Here is a 17,666-nt window from a genome sequence, read left to right on the forward strand (position 1 = left end):
ATCTATTTGATGCGATTCAAGTTTGCTCATGCCGTGTCCATCGCGGCTGCGGTTGCAATGGCAACCGCATGCGGCAAGAAGGACGAAGGCGGGGCGAGCACGGCAGCGTCGGCTGCGAGTTCCGCGGCAGTGGCGGCTGCGTTCACGCCGGCTTCCGCGCCGGCGACCGAGGCCACCGTCGTGAAGATCGGTCATGTCGCGCCTCTGACGGGCCTCCAGGCTCACCTCGGCAAGGACAATGAAAATGGCGCGCGTCTCGCACTGGAAGAGATCAGCGCGCAGGGTTTGACGATCGACGGGCACTCCATCCGCCTCCTGCTCGACGGCCAGGATGATGCAGCCGATCCGCGCGTCGGCAGCGAAGCCGCGCAGAAGCTCGTCGACGATCACGTGATCGCGGTGATCGGTCACATGAACTCGGGCGTGTCGATCCCGGCGTCGAAAATCTACAGCGATGCGGGCATCGCGCAGATCTCGCCGTCGACGACGAACCCCGAGTACACGAAGCAAGGTTACAAGACGACATTCCGCGTCGTGGCGACCGACACGCTGCAAGGCCCCGTGCTGGCCGGCTACGCGATGAAGACGCTGCACGCGAAGAAGGTCGTCGTGGTGGACGATGCGAGCGCCTACGGCCGGGGACTGGCCGACGAGTTCGTGAAATCGGTGCAGGCCGGCGGCGTAAAGATCGCCGCGCGCGAGGCGACGAACGAGAAAGCCCGCAATTTCAAGGCGATTCTCACGAAGATCAGGCGCATCCAGCCGGACGTCGTGATGTACGGCGGCATGGACGTGACAGGCGGCCCGTTCGCCAAGGAAGCGGCGGCGCTCGGTATCAAGGCGAAGATCCTGGCGGGCGACGGCGTCTGCACCGGCAAGGTGGCCGAGCTCGCCGGCGACGCCGTGCAAAACATCATCTGCTCGGAGGCGGGACTCGCGCTTTCGAAGATGGACAAGGGAGCGGACTTCGAGAAGAAGTACGAAGCGCGCTTTCACACACCGGTGCAGATTTACGCGCCGTTCACGTATGACGCGATGTACGTGATCGTCGATGCAATGAAGCGTGCGAACTCCATCGAAGCGCCCAAAGTGCTCGCTGCGATTGCCACGACCGACTACAACGGTCTGACGGGGCATATCGCATTCGACGACAAGGGCGATCTGAAGGCGGGGACGATCACGCTGTACGACTTCAAGGATAAGAAGAAGGACGTACTCGACGTCGTCAAGCAGTAGGCAGTCTGGCGGCGCCAGCTATCCGGCGGCGCCGTTTTCGTATCCGTCCGTGAAACGTTCGCAGCCTCATCCGGCGGCGGGCGGACGATCGGCGCTCAACCCTTACCGGTTTTTTAAAAAGTACGCGCAGTGCCGCTTCAGATTTCGCTTCCCACCGGTTTATCGGCCGGTGATAAAGGCGTTATCGAATCGCACGGGGCTAAGGAGCTTTAAATGGATATTTTCATCCAGCAGATCCTCAACGGTCTGGTGCTTGGCAGCGTCTACGCCATCATTGCACTGGGTTATACGATGGTGTACGGCATTCTCGGCATCATCAACTTCGCGCACGGCGACGTGCTGATGGTGGGCGCGATGGTTGCGCTCTCGGCCATCGGCGTCATGCAGAATCACGTTCCCGGTTTGCCCGGGCCGATCATGCTGACGATCGCGCTCGTGATCGCCGCGGTCGTCTGCGCGCTCGTCGGCTACACGATCGAAAAAGTCGCGTACCGTCCGCTGCGTAAGGCACCACGTCTCGCGCCGCTGATCACCGCAATCGGCGTGTCGATCCTCTTGCAGACCATCGCGATGATGATCTGGGGCCGCAATCCGCTGGCGTTCCCGCAGCTTCTGCCGACCGATCCGATCAACGTGATCGCCGCCGACGAAACCCGTCCGGGCGCCGTGATCTCGATGACCGAAATCGTGATCATCGTCGTCGCGTTCCTCGTGATGGGCGGACTGCTGCTGCTCGTGCACAAGACCAAGCTCGGCCGCGCGATGCGCGCCATCGCCGAGAATCCGGGCGTCGCGTCGCTGATGGGCGTGAACCCGAACTTCGTGATTTCCGCGACCTTCATGATCGGCTCGGCGTTGGCTGCCCTGGCCGGCGTGATGATCGCGTCGGAATACGGCAACGCGCACTTCTACATGGGCTTCATTCCCGGCCTGAAGGCGTTCACGGCGGCGGTGCTGGGCGGTATCGGCAACTTGGGCGGCGCGATGGTCGGCGGCGTTCTCCTCGGCCTTATCGAACAGTTGGGCGCCGGGTACATCGGCAACCTGACGGGCGGCGTCTTCGGTTCCAACTACCAGGACGTGTTCGCCTTCATCGTGCTGATCATCGTGCTCGTGTTCCGTCCGTCGGGTCTGCTCGGCGAACGGGTCGCGGACCGCGCTTAAAGACCGTGTGAGGAGCTCAGAAAAATGACTTCGATTCAACCTATCGAGCCGTCCACGACGCTCATCCCCGAAAAGAACATGACGAAGACGCTGGTCGTCGGCGTCATCACCGCCATCTTCGTCATCGCAGCACCGATGGTCATCGGCGCGGCAGGCGGCAACTACTGGGTCCGCGTGCTCGACTTCGCGATGCTCTACGTGATGCTCGCGCTGGGTCTCAACGTGGTGGTCGGCTTCGCCGGCCTGCTCGACTTGGGCTACATCGCGTTCTACGCGGTGGGCGCTTACGTCGCGGCATTGCTGTCGTCGCCGCAACTGACGACGCAATTCGAATGGATCGCGCATCTCGCGCCCGGCGGATTGCACGTGCCGTTCCTCATCATCGTGCCGGTCGCGATGGCGCTCGCGGCCACCTTCGGCGTGCTGCTCGGCGCACCGACGCTGCGTCTGCGCGGCGACTACCTCGCGATCGTGACCTTGGGCTTCGGGGAAATCGTCCGGATTTTCATGAACAACCTCGACCGGCCGATCAACATCACGAACGGTCCGAAGGGCATCACGGGCATCGATCCGGTGACGGTGGCGGGCTTCAACCTGTCGCAGACGCATGAGTTCTTCGGCATGAAGTTCCCGTCCGTGTACATGTACTACTACCTGTTCGTGCTGTGCGCGCTCTTCGTGATCTGGGTGTGTACGCGTCTGCAGCACTCGCGCATCGGCCGCGCGTGGGCCGCGATCCGCGAAGATGAAATCGCCGCGAAGGCGATGGGCATCAACACCCGTAACGTGAAGCTGCTCGCGTTTGCGATGGGCGCGTCGTTCGGCGGTCTGTCGGGCGCGATGTTCGGCGCGTTCCAGGGCTTCGTGTCGCCGGAATCGTTCACGTTCTGGGAATCGATCGTCGTGCTGGCGTGCGTGGTGCTTGGCGGCATGGGCCACATTCCCGGCGTGATTCTCGGCGCGGTGCTGCTCGCCGTGTTTCCCGAATTTCTGCGCTCGACGATGGGCCCGCTGCAAAACGCCATCTTCGGTCACCAGATCGTCGATACCGAAGTCATCCGTCAGTTGCTGTACGGTCTGGCGATGGTGCTGATCATGCTGTATCGCTCGGAAGGCCTGTGGCCCGCCGCGAAACACGAAGACAAGATCGCGAAGATCGCGAAGCGCGGCGGCAAGAAGCCGGTGCGCGCATAAGGCGGAGATTCAGAACATGAGCGAAAAGCAAACACGACTTTCCGTCAAGGGCGTCAACAAGCGCTTCGGCGGCTTGCAGGCTTTGTCGGATGTGGGCCTTCAGATCGAAGAAGGCACGATCTACGGTCTGATCGGCCCGAACGGCGCGGGCAAGACGACGTTCTTCAACGTCATCACCGGTCTCTACACGCCGGACTCGGGCGAGTTCAAGCTCGACGGCCAGGCTTATACGCCCACTGCCGTGTATCAGGTGGCGAAGGCGGGCATCGCGCGCACGTTCCAGAACATTCGTCTCTTCGGCGGCATGACGGCGCTGGAAAACGTGATGGTCGGACGGCACGTGCGCACGAAGCACGGACTCATCGGCGCGGTGTTCCAGACGCCCGCCGAGCGCCGTGAAGAGCGCGAGATCAAGGAGCGCGCGCTCGAACTACTCGAATACGTCGGCGTGCTGCAATACGCAGATTACACGTCGCGCAATCTGTCGTACGGTCACCAGCGTCGTCTGGAGATCGCGCGCGCATTGGCTACAGACCCGAAGCTGCTCGCGCTCGACGAACCCGCCGCCGGCATGAATGCGACGGAGAAGGTCGAACTCACGCGTCTGCTCGACAAGATCCGCTCGGACGGCAAGACGATTCTGTTGATCGAACACGACGTGAAACTCGTGATGGGATTGTGCAACCGCATGACGGTGCTCGATTACGGCAAGGTGATCGCCGAAGGTCTGCCGCAGGACGTGCAGAAGGACCCGAAGGTGATCGAGGCTTATCTGGGTGCGGGGGTGCACTAAATGGCGACCACAAGCGCAATGTTGAAGGTCAAGGGTTTGCAGGTGAACTACGGCGGCATCCAGGCGGTGAAGGGTGTCGATCTGGAAGTCGGGCAGGGCGAACTGGTCACGCTCATCGGCGCGAACGGCGCGGGCAAGACCACGACGATGAAGGCCATCACGGGTCTCAAGCCTTACTCGGGCGGCGATATCGAGTACATGGGCCAGTCGATCAAGGGCGTGCCGACGCACGAGCTGCTCAAGCGCGGCCTCGCGATGGTGCCGGAAGGCCGCGGCATCTTCGCGCGCATGTCGATTCTCGAAAACATGCAGATGGGCGCGTATCTGCGCAACGATTCCGACGGCATTCAGAAGGACACCGAGCGCATGTTCGGCTTCTTTCCGCGTCTGAAGGAACGCGCGTCGCAGTATGCGGGCACGTTGTCGGGCGGCGAACAGCAGATGCTCGCGATGGCGCGTGCGCTGCTCTCGCGGCCGAAGCTGCTGTTGCTCGACGAACCGTCGATGGGTCTGTCGCCGATCATGGTCGAGAAGATCTTCGAAGTGGTGCGCGAGATTTCGAAGGAAGGTCTGACGGTGCTGCTCGTGGAGCAGAACGCGCGTCTTGCGTTGCAGGCGGCGAATCGCGGCTACGTGATGGATTCGGGCACGGTGACGATGTCCGGCGACGCCAAGGTCATGCTCGACGATCCGAAGGTTCGCGCGGCTTATCTGGGCGAGTAAGCGTTTTTTGCTGTAGATGAAAAGGCCGGCTCTCGCAGCCGGCCTTTTCTTATAGCCGCTTGCCGAGGCTCACGACTTCATCCATGCGATAACCAAGCTTTTCATAGAACCCGCGCAACTCCGTTTTCACCGACAGAATTTGCAGATTCACCTTCGGACAGCCGAGCTTCGTCAACGCGGCTTCCGCGTGCTTCATCAACGCGCTGCCATAGCCGCGCCCACGAAGCGATGGCGCGACGGCCAGCGAATACACCCAGCCGCGATGACCGTCATAACCGGCCATCACCGTGCCGATCACTTCGCCATCGAGCGCGCCGACGAAGAACAGTTCCGGCTGCGTCTTCATCTTGTTCACGATCGACAAGGCGGGATCGCGCTGCGGCCGCGATGCATCCGCGTACTCCGGAAACACAGCGCGCCACAGGGCGATCACGGCATCGCGATCGGCTGCATCGAACGTACGGATGATCACAGCGAATCGAGCACCGAACGCAGCATCGTCATCATCTGGTCGATCTCGTCCTTCGTCACGTTGAGCGCGGGCATGAAGCGCAGCAGGTTCGGACGCGCGGCATTGAGCAAGAGGCCGTCGGGCTGCATCAGACGCGCCTTCTCGACGATCTGCGGACCCTTGTCGCTGTCGAGCAGCAACGCGCGCAGGAGGCCTTCGCCGCGCTCGCCCTTGAAGCCGCGCTCGTCCGACAGCTTCAGCAGTTCCTGCCGCAGATACGCGCCTTTCTCGCGCACGCCTTCAAGGAAGCCTGGAGCTACGAGTTGCGAGATCACCGAGTAACCGGCTGCCGTCATCAGCGGATTGCCGTTGTAGGTGCCGCCCTGGTCGCCCGCATCGAAGCACGCGACGTCGGCCTTCGACAGCAGCGCCGCGAGCGGCACGCCGCCGCCGATGCCCTTGCCGAGCGTCATGATGTCCGGCTCGATGCCCGACAGCTCGTACGCGAACAACGTCCCCGCGCGGCCGCAGCCGCTTTGCACTTCATCGACGATCAGGAGGATGTCGTGCTTCTTCGTCAGCTCGCGCAGTTGCTGCATGAACTCGCGCGTCGCGGGAATCACGCCGCCTTCGCCCTGGATCGGCTCGAGCATCACACCGACGGTCTTCTCGGTGATGAGCTTTTCGACCGAAGCGATGTCGTTCAGATCGGCCTTCGGGAAGCCCGGCACCTGCGGCGCGTAGATCGTGTCCCAGCCGGCCTTCCCGCTCGCGGACATCGTCGCGATCGTGCGGCCGTGGAAGCTGTGATCGAACGTGATGATCTCGTACGCGCCGTTCTTGAACTTCTTGCCCCACTTGCGCGCGAGCTTGATCGCGCCTTCGTTCGCTTCGGCGCCGCTGTTGGCGAAAAACACTTTGTCGAAACAGCTGTTCGCGGTGAGCAGGCCCGCGAGCTGCGCCATCGGCGCGTTGTAGAACGCCGGCGACGGATTGATCAGCGTGCGCGCCTGCTTTTCCATCGCCTCGATCATGCCCTCGTTGCAGTGGCCGAGCGAGTTGACGGCCCAGCCCTGGATGAAGTCGAGATAGCGTTTGCCCGTGTTGTCGTAGAGCCATGAACCTTTGCCGTGCGTGAACACGATCTCGGGACGGTTCGTGATGTACATCAGCGAATCGACGGGGTACTCATTGAAATTCATGACAGCGGGCTCCACGAAGGCTAGTGCGAGAGAAAGAAGAAAACGATCCGGAAAAAACAAAAGCCACGGATTTCCGTGGCTTCATTTTCGTACGCTTCGAACAAACCGAACCGTGAGCGCAAATGCATGACGAGCCAGCGGCATCCCTAGGGAAGCGGCGAGCGGCGACGTCGAAGTGCGTTCAGGATTTTGATCATTCGCGAAGGATACGTTAAGGGGTTGCCGCCTGTAAACCGTGCACGCGGATTTTTTGTCCGCGTGCGGACTACGTGCGACATCACACGGGATGCGCCAGATCCGCCGCGCTCGTGAACGAATCCGCGTAGAACTCGTCCTCCGGCAAGCGATGATGCTGCGTGAAATCGCGCTGGGCGGATTCCACCATCACGGGCGCGCCGCACGCATACACCTGATAGCTGCTCAAGTCTGGCAGATCTTCGATGACAGCGCGATGAACGAAGCCCGTGCGGCCCGTCCAGTTGTCGGCTGCGTCGGGTTCGGAGAGTACCGGCACGAACGCGAAGTTCGGGATGTCCTTCGCCCATTGCGCAGCGAGATCCATCATGTAGAGGTCTTTCTTGCGGCGGCCGCCCCAATAGAGCGTCATCGGGCGATTCAGGTTCTTGAACACCGCATGCTCGATGATCGCCTTGATCGGCGCGAAACCCGTGCCCGAGGCCAGCAGCACGATAGGTTTCTCGGACTCGTCGCGCAGGAAGAAGGTGCCGAGCGGGCCTTCGAAGCGCAGGATATCGCGCTCTTTCATCGCGCCGAATACGTGATCCGTGAACGTGCCGCCCGGCATGTGGCGGATGTGCAGCTCGAGCGGGCCTTCGTGATGCGGCGGGCTCGCCATCGAATAGCTGCGGCGCTTGCCGTCCTTCAGAATGAATTCGATGTACTGCCCCGCGTAATACTGCAGACGCTCGTTGGCGGGCAGTTGCAGCTTCAGTTCGATGACGTCGTCGGCCTTGCGTTCGAGCGCGTTCACGCGGCACGGCAGCTTTTTCACCTGCACGTCGCCGACGCCCGCGACTTCGCGCACGTCGATTTCGAGGTCGGTCTGCGCGGTCGCGCAGCAGAAGAGGGCCATGCCGCGGGTCTTTTCGTCGTTCGACAATGCCGATGACGAATGCGGCGCCTGTTCGACTTCACCGCTCACGACGGCGCCCTTGCACGAACCGCACGCGCCGTTCTTGCAGCCGTACGGCAGGCCGATGCCCTGACGCAGCGCGGCGGTGAGCACCGGTTCGTCGGGTTCTACTTGAAACTGCCGGCCGCTTTGCCGGAGCGTTACGTTGAAAGCCATAGATCGATTTCTGCGATGTGTGGAGTTGTCTCGTTGGTCTTGTTCGACGCCGCACGCGGGTTTCAAGCGACGGATAGAATGCCCGGATGATCGCCACTCGAAACCTTCGCCGCGCGCGTGTCCTGATCGTCGGGTGCGGCGATGTCGGCATGCGCGTGCTGCCGCTTCTGCATGCGCGCGCTAACGCGCCCCGCGTCGTCGCGCTCACGCATCATCCCGAGCGCGCCGGCGAACTGCGCGCGGCCGGCGCGACGCCGATTTCCGGCGACCTCGATCTGCGCCGCAGCCTCGGACGGCTCGCGGGCCTCGCGCGCAATGTGCTGCATCTCGCGCCGCCGCAGCGTGACGGCGATTCGGACCGCCGCACCCGCGCACTGATTGCCGCGTTGCGCCGCCCGCGCCGCTCGGTGGCGCGCGATGCGAAGACTCACTGGCTGCATCCGGATCGAGCCGGAAAAACGGCTTTCATTGTACCCGACGGCCTTCGCGCGGCCACCACGCGCCGGACCGGACCGCGCACGCGGTTCGTCTACGCGAGCACGACCGGCGTCTATGGCGATTGCGCCGGCGCGTGGATCGACGAAACCCGTCCCGCCCGGCCGGAGAACGAGCGCGCGCGGCGGCGCGTGTCGGCGGAGCGGCAGTTGCGCGCGGCGGGCGTGGAAAGCGGGTGGCGCGTGTCGATCGTGCGGATTCCGGGCATTTACGCGGCCAATCGCCTGCCGGTGGCGCGCATCGAAAAGGGCATGCCCGCGCTCATCGAATCCGACGACGTCTACACGAATCACATCCACGCCGACGACCTCGCCGCGATCCTCGTGCGCGCGCTTGCGCGCGGGCGGCCGCAGCGCGTCATCAACGCCTCGGACGACACGGACTTGCGCATGGCCGATTACTTCGACCGCGTAGCGGATGCATACGGCTTGCCGCGTGTGCCACGCATTTCCCGGCGCGAAGCCCAAGCGCGTCTCGAACCGATGACGCTCTCGTTCATGCGCGAATCGCGGCGGCTGTCCAACGCGCGTTTGAAGCGCGAACTGGGCTACGTGCTACGCCATCCGACAGTCGACGATTTCCTGAATGCCGCGACGCGGCGCTAGATCAGCGCGGGAATCGTTTCGAGCAGAACGAAGCACATCAGCGCGCCGATCAATGCGCCGATGAGATTCGGCGAATACTTGTGGCGCATGTGCATGACGATGCCCAGCACCCCGATGAGGACAGCGCTCAGCGCGACGAACGCAACGAGCGCGGCGGTCGAGTGCGAGACCATGATGCCCTCCTGCTTTTTTGATAGTCATTTTGGTATCCGTTAGACCAGTATATGAGGGCGGCAGGCGGAAGGCATGCTGCGGCGCAGCGTCCGCCATTGAGGGCTTTCACCGATTTGCATGCTCAATACGGCGATCTGGCCGTGGCCATAGCCGGCGTAGGTCTTTGGGCTCGGCGGCACCGTCGTGCGCGCGCAACGCGCCGGCTTCGAAGCGCAGCTACGGCGCCATGTCCGGCTGCTGACGCAGCGCGGCGAGATCGGCTTCATCGAGCCAGCGCCATGCGCCTTCGGCAAGTGTGCCCGGCAAACCATAACCGCCGACTTGTTCGCGATGCAGCTTCTCCACGCGATTCCCGGCGGCCGCGACCATGCGCTTCACCTGATGGTATTTGCCTTCGAGCACGGTGAGTTCGAGCAAACGCTCGTCGCGTTGCCGGGCCGCGAGTGCGGCGCTCGGTTTCGACTCGCCGTGCAGCAGCACGCCGTCGCGCAACTTGGCGAGTTGTTCATCGTCGAGCGGATGACGCACGGTCGCGAGATAGACCTTCGGCACCTTCCGTTTAGGCGACGTGAAGGCGTGAACGAACGCGCCGTCATCGGAGAGAAGGAGCAGGCCCGTGGTGTCCTGATCGAGCCGGCCGACCGACTGCACGCCACGTTCGACGAACTGCGGCGGCAGCAGATGAAACACGCTCAGATGATGCTGCGGATCGCCCGAGCATTCGTAGCCCGCGGGCTTGTTCAGCGCGATGTACGCCTTCTCGCGATACGGCCAGAGCTGATCGTCGACTTCGAATTCGAGGCCGGGCGTGACGGGGATATCGGCGTGGGGATCGTCGCGCACGAGGCTCGCGATGCGCACGCGGCCTTCGGCGACAATGCCGCGGCACTGGCGGCGCGACCCGAAGCCTTGGGAGAAGAGGAGGGTTTCGAGGTCCATCGGATGAGCGGAGTTAAGCGCGCATTCTAGCAAGCCGCGCGTGGGCTCCGTGCTCGCCGGGCGTTTCGCATCGGCGACAAAAAGAGCGCCGCCCGAATCGCGGGCGGCGCCGAGCGTGGCGATGCGCATCCGGACGAGGGGCGTCCGGGGCCGGCGTCATCGCCCAGGGAAACCCTTTGCGCGCGTCATTGCATGTCGATGCGGCCGTACACGCCATCGGCTTCGAAATTCGGCCCGGCGGCGAAGAAGAGCGTGTTCGTCGGCTGCGCCTGCAGACCGTTGCCGAACGCGATGCCCCATAGGCCGCGCTGTACGAGCGGCGTGCCGTCGGTGTTCATCAACTGGCCGACGAACGCGCCGCTCGTCGGATCGAACGCGTTGATCGTGCCGTCGCCGAAATTGCCGACGAGAATGTCGTTGCTGAAGGTGCCGAAGTTGCCCGGCGCCTGCGCGACGCCCCACGGCGCGTTCAGCGGACCGTTCGGGGCGAGCCGCTGCATCAGATTGCCGTCGATGTCGAATACGTCGACGAAGCCTTGGCCCGCGCCGGGCACGTCGTCCTCGGCGTCGCCGTCCTGCTTCGCATAGGTGACGTAGATCTTCGAGCCGATCGCCTGGATGCCGAAGGGCGCGAAGCCTGCCGGAATCTGCGTGTCCGTGAAATTGCCGGGCACGACGATTTTCGTGAATGTGCCGTCGAAAACGTCGATTTTGTCGTTGTGGAAGTCCGTCGCGTAGAGGCGATGCGCGCCCGCCGCCGTGGTGGCGATCGCGAGTCCCTTGTAGATCGCGCCCGACGCGCTCGAATCGACGACGGTGAAGGCGTGCGTCATGTCGACGGCCGGCGCCCACGCGGTGATCGAGCCGCCTTCGCCCGCGAAGACGAATGCGGCGACGCCCGACTTGCTGTTGCGCGCGAGCGTGAGATCCGGTCCTTTGTTGAAGACGATTCCGGTGGGATCGGCCGGGCCCGTCGCGGACGGCGGAATGGCGACGACGAGCGGTTGCACGACGCCGTTGCCGTCGTAGAGCGTGGCCGTCTGCGAGCCGTTATTGGCGACCCACACGAAGCCGTTCGGATTGAACGCGACGCCCCAGCCGTTTTTGAGGTTCGGGTCCGTGTGCGGCGCGGGCACGGCGCCATCGGACACGACGATCGACATCTTGAAGCGCGTTGCCGCGGGCATGTCGTCGTTCGAACCGCCGCCGCACGAGGCGAGGCCCGTCAACGTCACGACCGCGGCGGCGCAAAGGACGAAGCGGCTCCACAATCCGGTTTGCATGATGGTGACTCCTTCGGCAGCGCTGCGCCGTCAGTTCGTTCGTCACCTCTAAACGGATGTGCCTCGCGGCTTATTCCTTCGCAAACCGTGTGTCTGTTTCAATGCGTGTCAGTGCGCGTCGTTGCGTCCCTTCGAAACCACCGGCACGCCGAGACCGAAGAGCGTGAAGCGCGAATCGTCGTCATCGCCCGACATTGCGGGATGACGAGGGCCCGCGCTCCAGCGGCCGTCGAAGGTCATCGTCGGGACTATGGGCTTCGGTATGCCGCTGGCTTGCCGGAAGTACTCCGTGTTGGTTTCGTTCTGCACGGCAAGCGCGCGGCGCAGCGTTGCCTGGGCTTGTCCGTTGCGCGGGTCGAGCGCCACGGCGCGGCGGGCATTGCGCAATGCGCACGCCGGGTCCATGTTCGCGGCGCAGGTGCGGGCGTTCGTCATTGCGCCGTCGCGCACCCGTTCCTGACGCGACAATTCGGCCGCGAGCTGCTGAATTTCCGGACTGCGCGGCTCGCTTGCATAGAGGCCACGCATTTGACGGCGCGCGGAGGTGAGATCGCGGGCGGCGAGCGCTTGCTGGACAGATGCGATGTTTCGGGCGATGGCTGGGGGGAGTGGTTCAGCGGCTGGCGCGGTCGGGCGCGCGGCGGGTTTTTCGGCTGCGGCGATCGTCGGCGTGCTGCGAGGCGCTTCGGTCGTGCGTGCGACGGGTGCTTGCGTCGCTGGCTTCGCGGGGAGCGGGGCGGCTGCGGTTTGTGCCGATGCGACGATCGGTTTGATCTTCGGGGCGGCGGCGGCAACCGATGTGGCCGTGGACGCGGCTGGACTCGCCGTTGCGGGCTTGGCCGAGGCTACGGCGGCCGATGACGCCATGCTTGGCGACGGCGGACTCACCGTGGCGTGTGCCGTAGTTGCGGGGGGCATTGACGGCTTCGCGGGCGCGGTAGCGGCCAGCGTGCTGACCAATGCCGGCGCGCTTGCGGCGGCGATGTGTGGTTCCACACGAGGTGCGACCGCCGCAACGTGTGCTGTTGGCGCGGCTGGCATCGATGCCTTCGCGGGCGCGATCGCGGCCTGCGTGCTGACCGATGCAGGCGTGCTTGCGGCGGCGCCGCGTGGTTCTACATGAGGTGCGATCGCCGCGAAATGTGCCGTTGGTGCGGAGGGCATCGATGGCTTCGCGGGCGCAATGGCGGCAAGCGTGCTAACCGATGCTGCCGCACTCGCGGCGACGACGCGAGGTGCGACGAGCGGAGTAGTCTCCGTCGCCGCCCGCGCCGCAACCGCAACGCCCGGCGAGGCCGACGCGTGTTCATCACGTGCGTGATTCGTCTTCGCCGTCGCCGCTGACGATGACGAAGCAGGCACGACCGCCTGCGCATTCGTCGAATCCGCTTTGGATCGCATCAACGATGCAAACCGCGCCGCATCGGCGCCGGGCGCGGCCGATGCGCGATCACGAACCGAACCCGCCACGCTGATACCAGGATCGTCGCTCGCTGGCGGTGCGTTGTCGTCCAGACGCGCATAGAAGTACCCGCCGACCGCGATGCTCGCGACCACGCCCCCCACCAGCACGGCGATGGCCGTGTGCGCGGATTTGCGTCGCTGTTCCTGAGCATCGCCGGGTTCGATGAAGTTCGGATAAGAGGTCAACATCCTGCGGCGCACGAGGCGCTGCAGCCAGTGACTGTCATCCCAATCGACGATGTCGAGTTGCGCGGGCACCGGCACGCTCGCGCGGGTTTCCGCGCGGCTCGTGAAAATTGCGCCCTGACGATCGGCGCCGCAGGACGGACAGGTGTCCTCCTCGGCTGGGGAAACGGTGTTGCAGCGCTGACAGATGACGGAGTCGAGCGACAGCGAGTATTCAGGTCGATTCATGTCGTACCCTTCTTCGAGTTATGGCTCGACGCATCGCGCGAGCGGGTCACGACATAGAGATAGTCCTAAGCAACCCGAAATGCGGGCGCTGCGCGAGCGAGCATCCCCGTGATGCTCCGCGCGCCGGGATTCTGAATGCCGATGAAGGGTATTGTTGCGGCGCGCGGTGAAGCGCGTCTACGCGATTGCGCACATTCGCGAAACGTAGCGCCAGGGAGAAACGGTTTCGACGCCCGTAGAGACGCGACATAGCCATCCGGACGACTTCCCGCAAATGTTTGCGCGGGCGAAATTGCGTGTCATCAGCTACGAAAGGATGATGACAAATGCAATCGAACGGCTTCGAGGCGACAGCGCGGCAATTGATCGTGGGACTGCCGCTCTTCATGGGCGTGATCGAATACATCTTGCGAGTGGCGCTGAAGCAGCCCGGGAAGGACGATTTCTTTCCGATCTCGCTCGTCGCCTCCAGCGTCAGTCTGAACGTCGCGCTGGCCGCGCTGCCGGGCGAACTGCGCGGGGGACTCTGGGTGTCGGCGCAACGAATCGGTCAGGCGATGTTTATCGCGAATCTGGGAATTTTCGCCTCTCTGATTGGCGTGCTCCTGTGGATATACTTGCTCGTGGCTTCGTTTAGTGAAGAAGTCCGAGGAATTTTGCCGCTTCATCCGTTGCGAGATTCTTTGGGCTACTACCTATTTTCAATTGCGTTGAACGAAAGCAAGGCTAGGGTGGCGAAATGTTGAACTTCGTTTTGGGATTTTTTCGGGAGTATTGGCCCGTCGTGATTGCGTGTGCATTCGCCAGATATGGCGTACCGGTTGTGGTCGACTGGTTGTTTCGCACTTTCGCCAAGGAGGCGCCTCAGGGCCGAACGGAACGGCGTTCGGGCATCGATTGAAAACGGATTGACGCGAACAGGTCTTGGAGTACGTCAGGAACACTCCAGCCCCAAACGCAAAAAGCCGCTCACGAACGGAGCGGCTTTGCAAGAAACTTGGTGCCCAGGGCCGGAATCGAACCGGCACGCCTTGCGGCGGGGGATTTTGAGTCCTGTGCCAAGACCGAACCACCATAAATAACCGTTGGAAATCAACGGTTTGCCGTTACACGCAAATCAGCTTATCCGCGTTCCGACAACCATTTACGGAAAAATCGCGGAAAATGATTCAAGACGAACGCGGGCGCACAGCCCTTTCAAGGAAAGCCATATACGCCATCGCGGCGCGAACTCCGGGCCGATATACAGACAGCGACTTCCCGGCACTCGGCCTACAGGTATCGCCGTTACTGAAGGCGGTCTGGTACGTGCGGTTCAAAGCGAACGGGCGCGAGATACGGAAAACGATAGGCGCGGCTTCGGACCTTACCTATCGGGAGGCGCGAGCGGCTGCGGAATCGAGTGTTCTAGCCGCCCGGAGCGCTGCGGCGGATAGTCCGGTACTCGCCGCGCCTTCGGACTCGTTAGCCAGCGTCTGGTCCGACTTCCTATCAGAACGCCGCACAAAGAAAGGCGCTCCACTCGCCGCCGCGACTCGCGCAGATTACGACAAGGTCTACCGGTACGCGCTGGTGGGAGCGAAGGACTGGCCTCTAGCCACTACGCGTGTAGCAGAGTGGGTTTCGTTTCTAGGGACAGTCCGAGACAAGCACGGCGATTCGAAGGCGCTATACGCCGCAAATATCGTGTCGAGTGTGTATACATATTTGATGTCGCTGGACCGGCTGGACTCCAACCCGATTATGAAGGTCCGATTGGGCCGCAGGTTTATCGCCGCGCCGCCGCGCGAAACGTACATAGCGATGCGCGATCTGAAGGCGTTCTGGCGAGGGGTGCGGGCGCTCACGCGAAGGGAAGGGCGGGAAGCGATCACTGTGTTGCTTATGACGGGGATGCGCCTAAACGCTGGATTGGGAATCGAGTGGCGACACGTCGATCTGAGGAACGGTTATTTGCTCGTGCCGCACGGAACCGAAGGGTGGAAAGGATTCACTGGTGCGTTTCCGCTGTCGGATTCGGTCGTGTCGCTGCTCGCCGCGCGTTACGTCCGGCGCGAACTCGGTGCGGTCCACGCTTTCCCTTCCCGGAGCACTAGCGAAACGCCGGAGCACCTAACGCGGATAGGCGGCGCGCTGTCTAGGGCGTGCGCGCTCGCGGGTATTCCGCGCGTCACTGCGCACGATCTAAGGCGCACGTACGCGACGGTCTGCGGCCTAGCGTTCGATGGCGATCTGGCGAAGGTCGGTGCGCTGCTCGGACACAATTGGGCGGTCACGAAAGGCGCGATTACCGCCCGGTATATCCAAACTGAGCTCGCGACCCTGCGCGCGATGGCGAACGAGGTGGCCGCGCTGATTTTGGAGTTGATCGGGGAACGGGCGGTGAGCGACGAGACAGCCGCGAAGTTGCGGCGGGCAGGACTGACTATCTAGGTCGCAGTTCTGATAGTGACAATTAACTGGACAATCGCAAGATTTATATAACGCATATGTAAGGAAAGTCACGATAATAGATTCCGTAGTCGCAGTGAACAGAACCTCTCAGAACCGTTAGAACCTTAAGGAGTCCTCATCATGGCACGCAAAACCCTTACCACCAAGACCGCAGCAGCACCCGCAATCGTCATGGCTCCCGCGTGGGAACGCTTTCCGACTCGCGCAGACTTCGGTTTGGAGCCGATCAAGTTTCCGGCCTTCAAAATTCCTGCTCGGAACGCAGCGGGTGTGTCGCGCTCTTGGGGCGATCAGGCGGTCCGCGCCGCGCGTATCACGAAGCACGGCGTAGTGGTGACCCACGATGGCAAAGTCACAGAGCATCGTTCGGTCGCAGAAGCCTTCCGCGCGCACCGCCTTCCGTTCGAAAAGCACATCAAATTCCGCCTCGCACTTAAGCAATCGCCTTCGGGACAGAGCGTTTTCGAGTCGGGCGGCAAGTTCTACACCTTCTCGCTCGTGCTGGGCGTAGCTACGGAGGATCACCCGACACTTCCGCGCATGGTCACGACGCAAAGCGAACTCCGCAGCATTCTTCACGGCGGGCGCGGTGTGGACGAACCGAAGCTGTTGGCTGGCGTCCGGTATTACATCGAGTCGTATGTTTACCTTCGCTGCCGCCTCGTTTCGGCACGCGCGGCTTGGATCGTGGTGTTTCGGGGCGGCGTGGCGAGCGATGAAAATCTCAACAGTGCGGAGCGCGATAGCAATTGGCTCGAAGAGACTGCTGAATTCACCATCGCCCTGAACCGCGCGACGACCGAAGATACGATGCGCGAAATCTTCACGCCGGAATGGTTCTTGAAAGACCTCGACCGGATCATCACGCGCGGCGAGAGCAAGAAGGTTGTTAAGGAAGCGATGAAGCAGCGCCGCGAGATTATCGCCACGCTCGAACGTCGCACGAGTGAAGAATACGAACGCCTCATGGCGAACGTCACAAAGGGAGCATAAACAAATGAAGCAACGCAACACACAGATCGCCAGCGCGAGCGCGATTATCGCGACTCTCAGTCACCAACTGGAAAACGCTCAGAAGGGCATCGAGCAGGCCACGGAACTCGTCCAGCGCGCTACGGCTAAGGCGCGCGCAGATAGGCAGGCAGCGCAGGACGAAGCGACCGTGAGAGAAATGTACAAGGCGATGGCCGCGCACGATGCTGCCGGTCAATTCGGAACTCGCGCAGAGGCCGTCGCACAGGCCCGCGAAGTCCTCGGCAATATCGAGCGCATCATCAGCGGCGAGACGCAACACGCGGCTGAATCTCAGGACGGCTGGCTGCCGCGCGGTGTTGAGAACACGCCGTATGACGCGGCGGGCACCGCCGTAGCGTTGGGCGAGGCGCAGCGCGACACAGACCCGCTGACCGTCGCAGGTATGGACGGTCTTGTAGGCCAACTCGCAGCGACCATGGACGCGCTGTTCGCTGGCATCCGCGCACGCGGCGGAATCCCGCGCACCGGCGTAGGCGTAAAGCGCAAGGACGTCACCACGAAGGGCATTCGCGGCATGGACTCCGCTACCCGCCGCAAGGTTCAGGACGCGGCCCACGCTTCGGACCGCGAGTACCTGGATGCCGTGCGTGCGCTGGACCCGTCTTTCGAATCGCTCGTTACGTGGCGCTTCGACCATAAGACGCTTCTCATGCGCCCTATCGGAATGGACGGAACCTTCACAACGAAGTAAGCAGCAGCACCTTTATTAACCACCTCTAGGGAGAATGAAC

General features: G+C 62.9%; 17 protein-coding genes. 10 read left to right on the forward strand and 7 right to left on the reverse strand.

Annotated elements, in window-relative coordinates; translation table 11 throughout:
- Nucleotides 1-9 precede the first annotated feature (9 nt).
- The 5 genes from NCS28_RS02765 (at nt 10) to NCS28_RS02785 (ending at nt 5,110) form a co-directional block, all read left to right on the forward strand.
- Nucleotides 10-1,236: a branched-chain amino acid ABC transporter substrate-binding protein gene (locus NCS28_RS02765; protein WP_250512348.1), complete on the forward strand. Its 1,227-nt coding sequence runs from the start codon at nt 10-12 to the stop codon at nt 1,234-1,236.
- A gap of 213 nt (nt 1,237-1,449) precedes the next feature.
- Complete coding sequence (locus NCS28_RS02770; RefSeq protein WP_250512349.1) at nt 1,450-2,400, forward strand: branched-chain amino acid ABC transporter permease; 951 nt, start codon at nt 1,450-1,452, stop codon at nt 2,398-2,400.
- 24 nt (nt 2,401-2,424) lie between these two features.
- Nucleotides 2,425-3,594: an ABC transporter permease subunit gene (locus NCS28_RS02775; protein WP_250512350.1), complete on the forward strand. Its 1,170-nt coding sequence runs from the start codon at nt 2,425-2,427 to the stop codon at nt 3,592-3,594.
- 16 nt (nt 3,595-3,610) lie between these two features.
- Nucleotides 3,611-4,387, forward strand: coding sequence for an ABC transporter ATP-binding protein (locus NCS28_RS02780; protein ID WP_035497906.1), 777 nt, complete (start codon nt 3,611-3,613; stop codon nt 4,385-4,387).
- Between the two features lie 18 nt (nt 4,388-4,405).
- Nucleotides 4,406-5,110 (forward strand): ABC transporter ATP-binding protein, encoded by a 705-nt coding sequence (locus NCS28_RS02785; protein WP_008351154.1) that lies wholly within the window; start codon nt 4,406-4,408, stop codon nt 5,108-5,110.
- Between the two features lie 49 nt (nt 5,111-5,159).
- Here the strand turns inward: NCS28_RS02785 and NCS28_RS02790 are convergent, their stop codons facing one another.
- From NCS28_RS02790 to NCS28_RS02800, 3 genes are all read right to left on the reverse strand, one after another.
- Nucleotides 5,160-5,582 carry a GNAT family acetyltransferase gene (locus NCS28_RS02790; protein ID WP_250512351.1) on the reverse strand — a complete coding sequence of 141 codons (423 nt, stop codon included), beginning with the start codon at nt 5,580-5,582 and terminating at the stop codon, nt 5,160-5,162.
- Nucleotides 5,579-6,763 carry an acetylornithine transaminase gene (locus NCS28_RS02795; RefSeq protein ID WP_250512352.1) on the reverse strand — a complete coding sequence of 395 codons (1,185 nt, stop codon included), beginning with the start codon at nt 6,761-6,763 and terminating at the stop codon, nt 5,579-5,581. Before NCS28_RS02795 ends, NCS28_RS02790 begins: the two co-directional genes overlap by 4 nt.
- Before the next feature lie 277 nt (nt 6,764-7,040).
- Entirely contained in the window at nt 7,041-8,072 is a 1,032-nt protein-coding gene (locus NCS28_RS02800) for a CDP-6-deoxy-delta-3,4-glucoseen reductase (RefSeq protein ID WP_250512353.1), read from the reverse strand.
- An 86-nt stretch (nt 8,073-8,158) separates the two neighbouring features.
- On the opposite strand from NCS28_RS02800, the gene NCS28_RS02805 reads away from it, so the two are divergent.
- Nucleotides 8,159-9,172: an NAD-dependent epimerase/dehydratase family protein gene (locus NCS28_RS02805; RefSeq protein WP_250512354.1), complete on the forward strand. Its 1,014-nt coding sequence runs from the start codon at nt 8,159-8,161 to the stop codon at nt 9,170-9,172.
- Here the strand turns inward: NCS28_RS02805 and NCS28_RS02810 are convergent.
- The 4 genes from NCS28_RS02810 to NCS28_RS02825 all read right to left on the reverse strand — a co-directional run bounded on the left by NCS28_RS02810 (nt 9,169) and on the right by NCS28_RS02825 (nt 13,446).
- A complete protein-coding gene (locus NCS28_RS02810; protein WP_250512355.1) occupies nt 9,169-9,345 on the reverse strand; it encodes a hypothetical protein in 177 nt (58 codons plus the stop codon). The two genes, NCS28_RS02805 and NCS28_RS02810, sit on opposite strands and share 4 nt — an antisense overlap.
- Nucleotides 9,346-9,562: 217 nt before the next feature.
- Nucleotides 9,563-10,285: a pseudouridine synthase gene (locus tag NCS28_RS02815; RefSeq protein ID WP_250512356.1), complete on the reverse strand. Its 723-nt coding sequence runs from the start codon at nt 10,283-10,285 to the stop codon at nt 9,563-9,565.
- Nucleotides 10,286-10,470: 185 nt separating this feature from the next.
- Nucleotides 10,471-11,568, reverse strand: coding sequence for a TIGR03118 family protein (locus tag NCS28_RS02820; protein ID WP_250512357.1), 1,098 nt, complete (start codon nt 11,566-11,568; stop codon nt 10,471-10,473).
- Between the two features lie 108 nt (nt 11,569-11,676).
- Complete coding sequence (locus NCS28_RS02825) at nt 11,677-13,446, reverse strand: hypothetical protein (protein WP_250512358.1); 1,770 nt, start codon at nt 13,444-13,446, stop codon at nt 11,677-11,679.
- A gap of 326 nt (nt 13,447-13,772) precedes the next feature.
- On the opposite strand from NCS28_RS02825, the gene NCS28_RS02830 reads away from it, so the two are divergent.
- The 4 genes from NCS28_RS02830 to NCS28_RS02845 all read left to right on the forward strand — a co-directional run bounded on the left by NCS28_RS02830 (nt 13,773) and on the right by NCS28_RS02845 (nt 17,626).
- Complete coding sequence (locus NCS28_RS02830) at nt 13,773-14,192, forward strand: hypothetical protein (RefSeq protein ID WP_250512359.1); 420 nt, start codon at nt 13,773-13,775, stop codon at nt 14,190-14,192.
- A 949-nt stretch (nt 14,193-15,141) separates the two neighbouring features.
- Nucleotides 15,142-15,879 (forward strand): tyrosine-type recombinase/integrase, encoded by a 738-nt coding sequence (locus tag NCS28_RS02835; RefSeq protein ID WP_250512360.1) that lies wholly within the window; start codon nt 15,142-15,144, stop codon nt 15,877-15,879.
- Nucleotides 15,880-16,020: 141 nt separating this feature from the next.
- A complete protein-coding gene (locus NCS28_RS02840) occupies nt 16,021-16,893 on the forward strand; it encodes a hypothetical protein (RefSeq protein WP_250512361.1) in 873 nt (290 codons plus the stop codon).
- Nucleotides 16,894-16,897: 4 nt separating this feature from the next.
- Nucleotides 16,898-17,626, forward strand: coding sequence for a hypothetical protein (locus NCS28_RS02845; RefSeq protein WP_250512362.1), 729 nt, complete (start codon nt 16,898-16,900; stop codon nt 17,624-17,626).
- Nucleotides 17,627-17,666 lie beyond the last annotated feature (40 nt).

Origin of the sequence: Caballeronia sp. INDeC2 (assembly GCF_023631325.1) — a bacterium.
Lineage (GTDB): Bacteria > Pseudomonadota > Gammaproteobacteria > Burkholderiales > Burkholderiaceae > Caballeronia.

Excerpts from the sequence above, each read along its gene's own strand:
- NCS28_RS02765 (WP_250512348.1), top strand. The coding sequence starts at position 10 with ATGCGATTCAAGTTTGCTCATGCCGTGTCCATCGCGGCTGCGGTTGCA.
- NCS28_RS02770 (WP_250512349.1), top strand. The coding sequence starts at position 1,450 with ATGGATATTTTCATCCAGCAGATCCTCAACGGTCTGGTGCTTGGCAGC.
- NCS28_RS02775 (WP_250512350.1), top strand. The coding sequence starts at position 2,425 with ATGACTTCGATTCAACCTATCGAGCCGTCCACGACGCTCATCCCCGAA.
- NCS28_RS02780 (WP_035497906.1), top strand. The coding sequence starts at position 3,611 with ATGAGCGAAAAGCAAACACGACTTTCCGTCAAGGGCGTCAACAAGCGC.
- NCS28_RS02785 (WP_008351154.1), top strand. The coding sequence starts at position 4,406 with ATGTTGAAGGTCAAGGGTTTGCAGGTGAACTACGGCGGCATCCAGGCG.
- NCS28_RS02795 (WP_250512352.1), bottom strand. The coding sequence starts at position 6,763 with ATGAATTTCAATGAGTACCCCGTCGATTCGCTGATGTACATCACGAAC.
- NCS28_RS02800 (WP_250512353.1), bottom strand. The coding sequence starts at position 8,072 with ATGGCTTTCAACGTAACGCTCCGGCAAAGCGGCCGGCAGTTTCAAGTA.
- NCS28_RS02805 (WP_250512354.1), top strand. The coding sequence starts at position 8,159 with ATGATCGCCACTCGAAACCTTCGCCGCGCGCGTGTCCTGATCGTCGGG.
- NCS28_RS02810 (WP_250512355.1), bottom strand. The coding sequence starts at position 9,345 with ATGGTCTCGCACTCGACCGCCGCGCTCGTTGCGTTCGTCGCGCTGAGC.
- NCS28_RS02815 (WP_250512356.1), bottom strand. The coding sequence starts at position 10,285 with ATGGACCTCGAAACCCTCCTCTTCTCCCAAGGCTTCGGGTCGCGCCGC.
- NCS28_RS02820 (WP_250512357.1), bottom strand. The coding sequence starts at position 11,568 with ATGCAAACCGGATTGTGGAGCCGCTTCGTCCTTTGCGCCGCCGCGGTC.
- NCS28_RS02825 (WP_250512358.1), bottom strand. The coding sequence starts at position 13,446 with ATGAATCGACCTGAATACTCGCTGTCGCTCGACTCCGTCATCTGTCAG.
- NCS28_RS02830 (WP_250512359.1), top strand. The coding sequence starts at position 13,773 with ATGCAATCGAACGGCTTCGAGGCGACAGCGCGGCAATTGATCGTGGGA.
- NCS28_RS02840 (WP_250512361.1), top strand. The coding sequence starts at position 16,021 with ATGGCACGCAAAACCCTTACCACCAAGACCGCAGCAGCACCCGCAATC.
- NCS28_RS02845 (WP_250512362.1), top strand. The coding sequence starts at position 16,898 with ATGAAGCAACGCAACACACAGATCGCCAGCGCGAGCGCGATTATCGCG.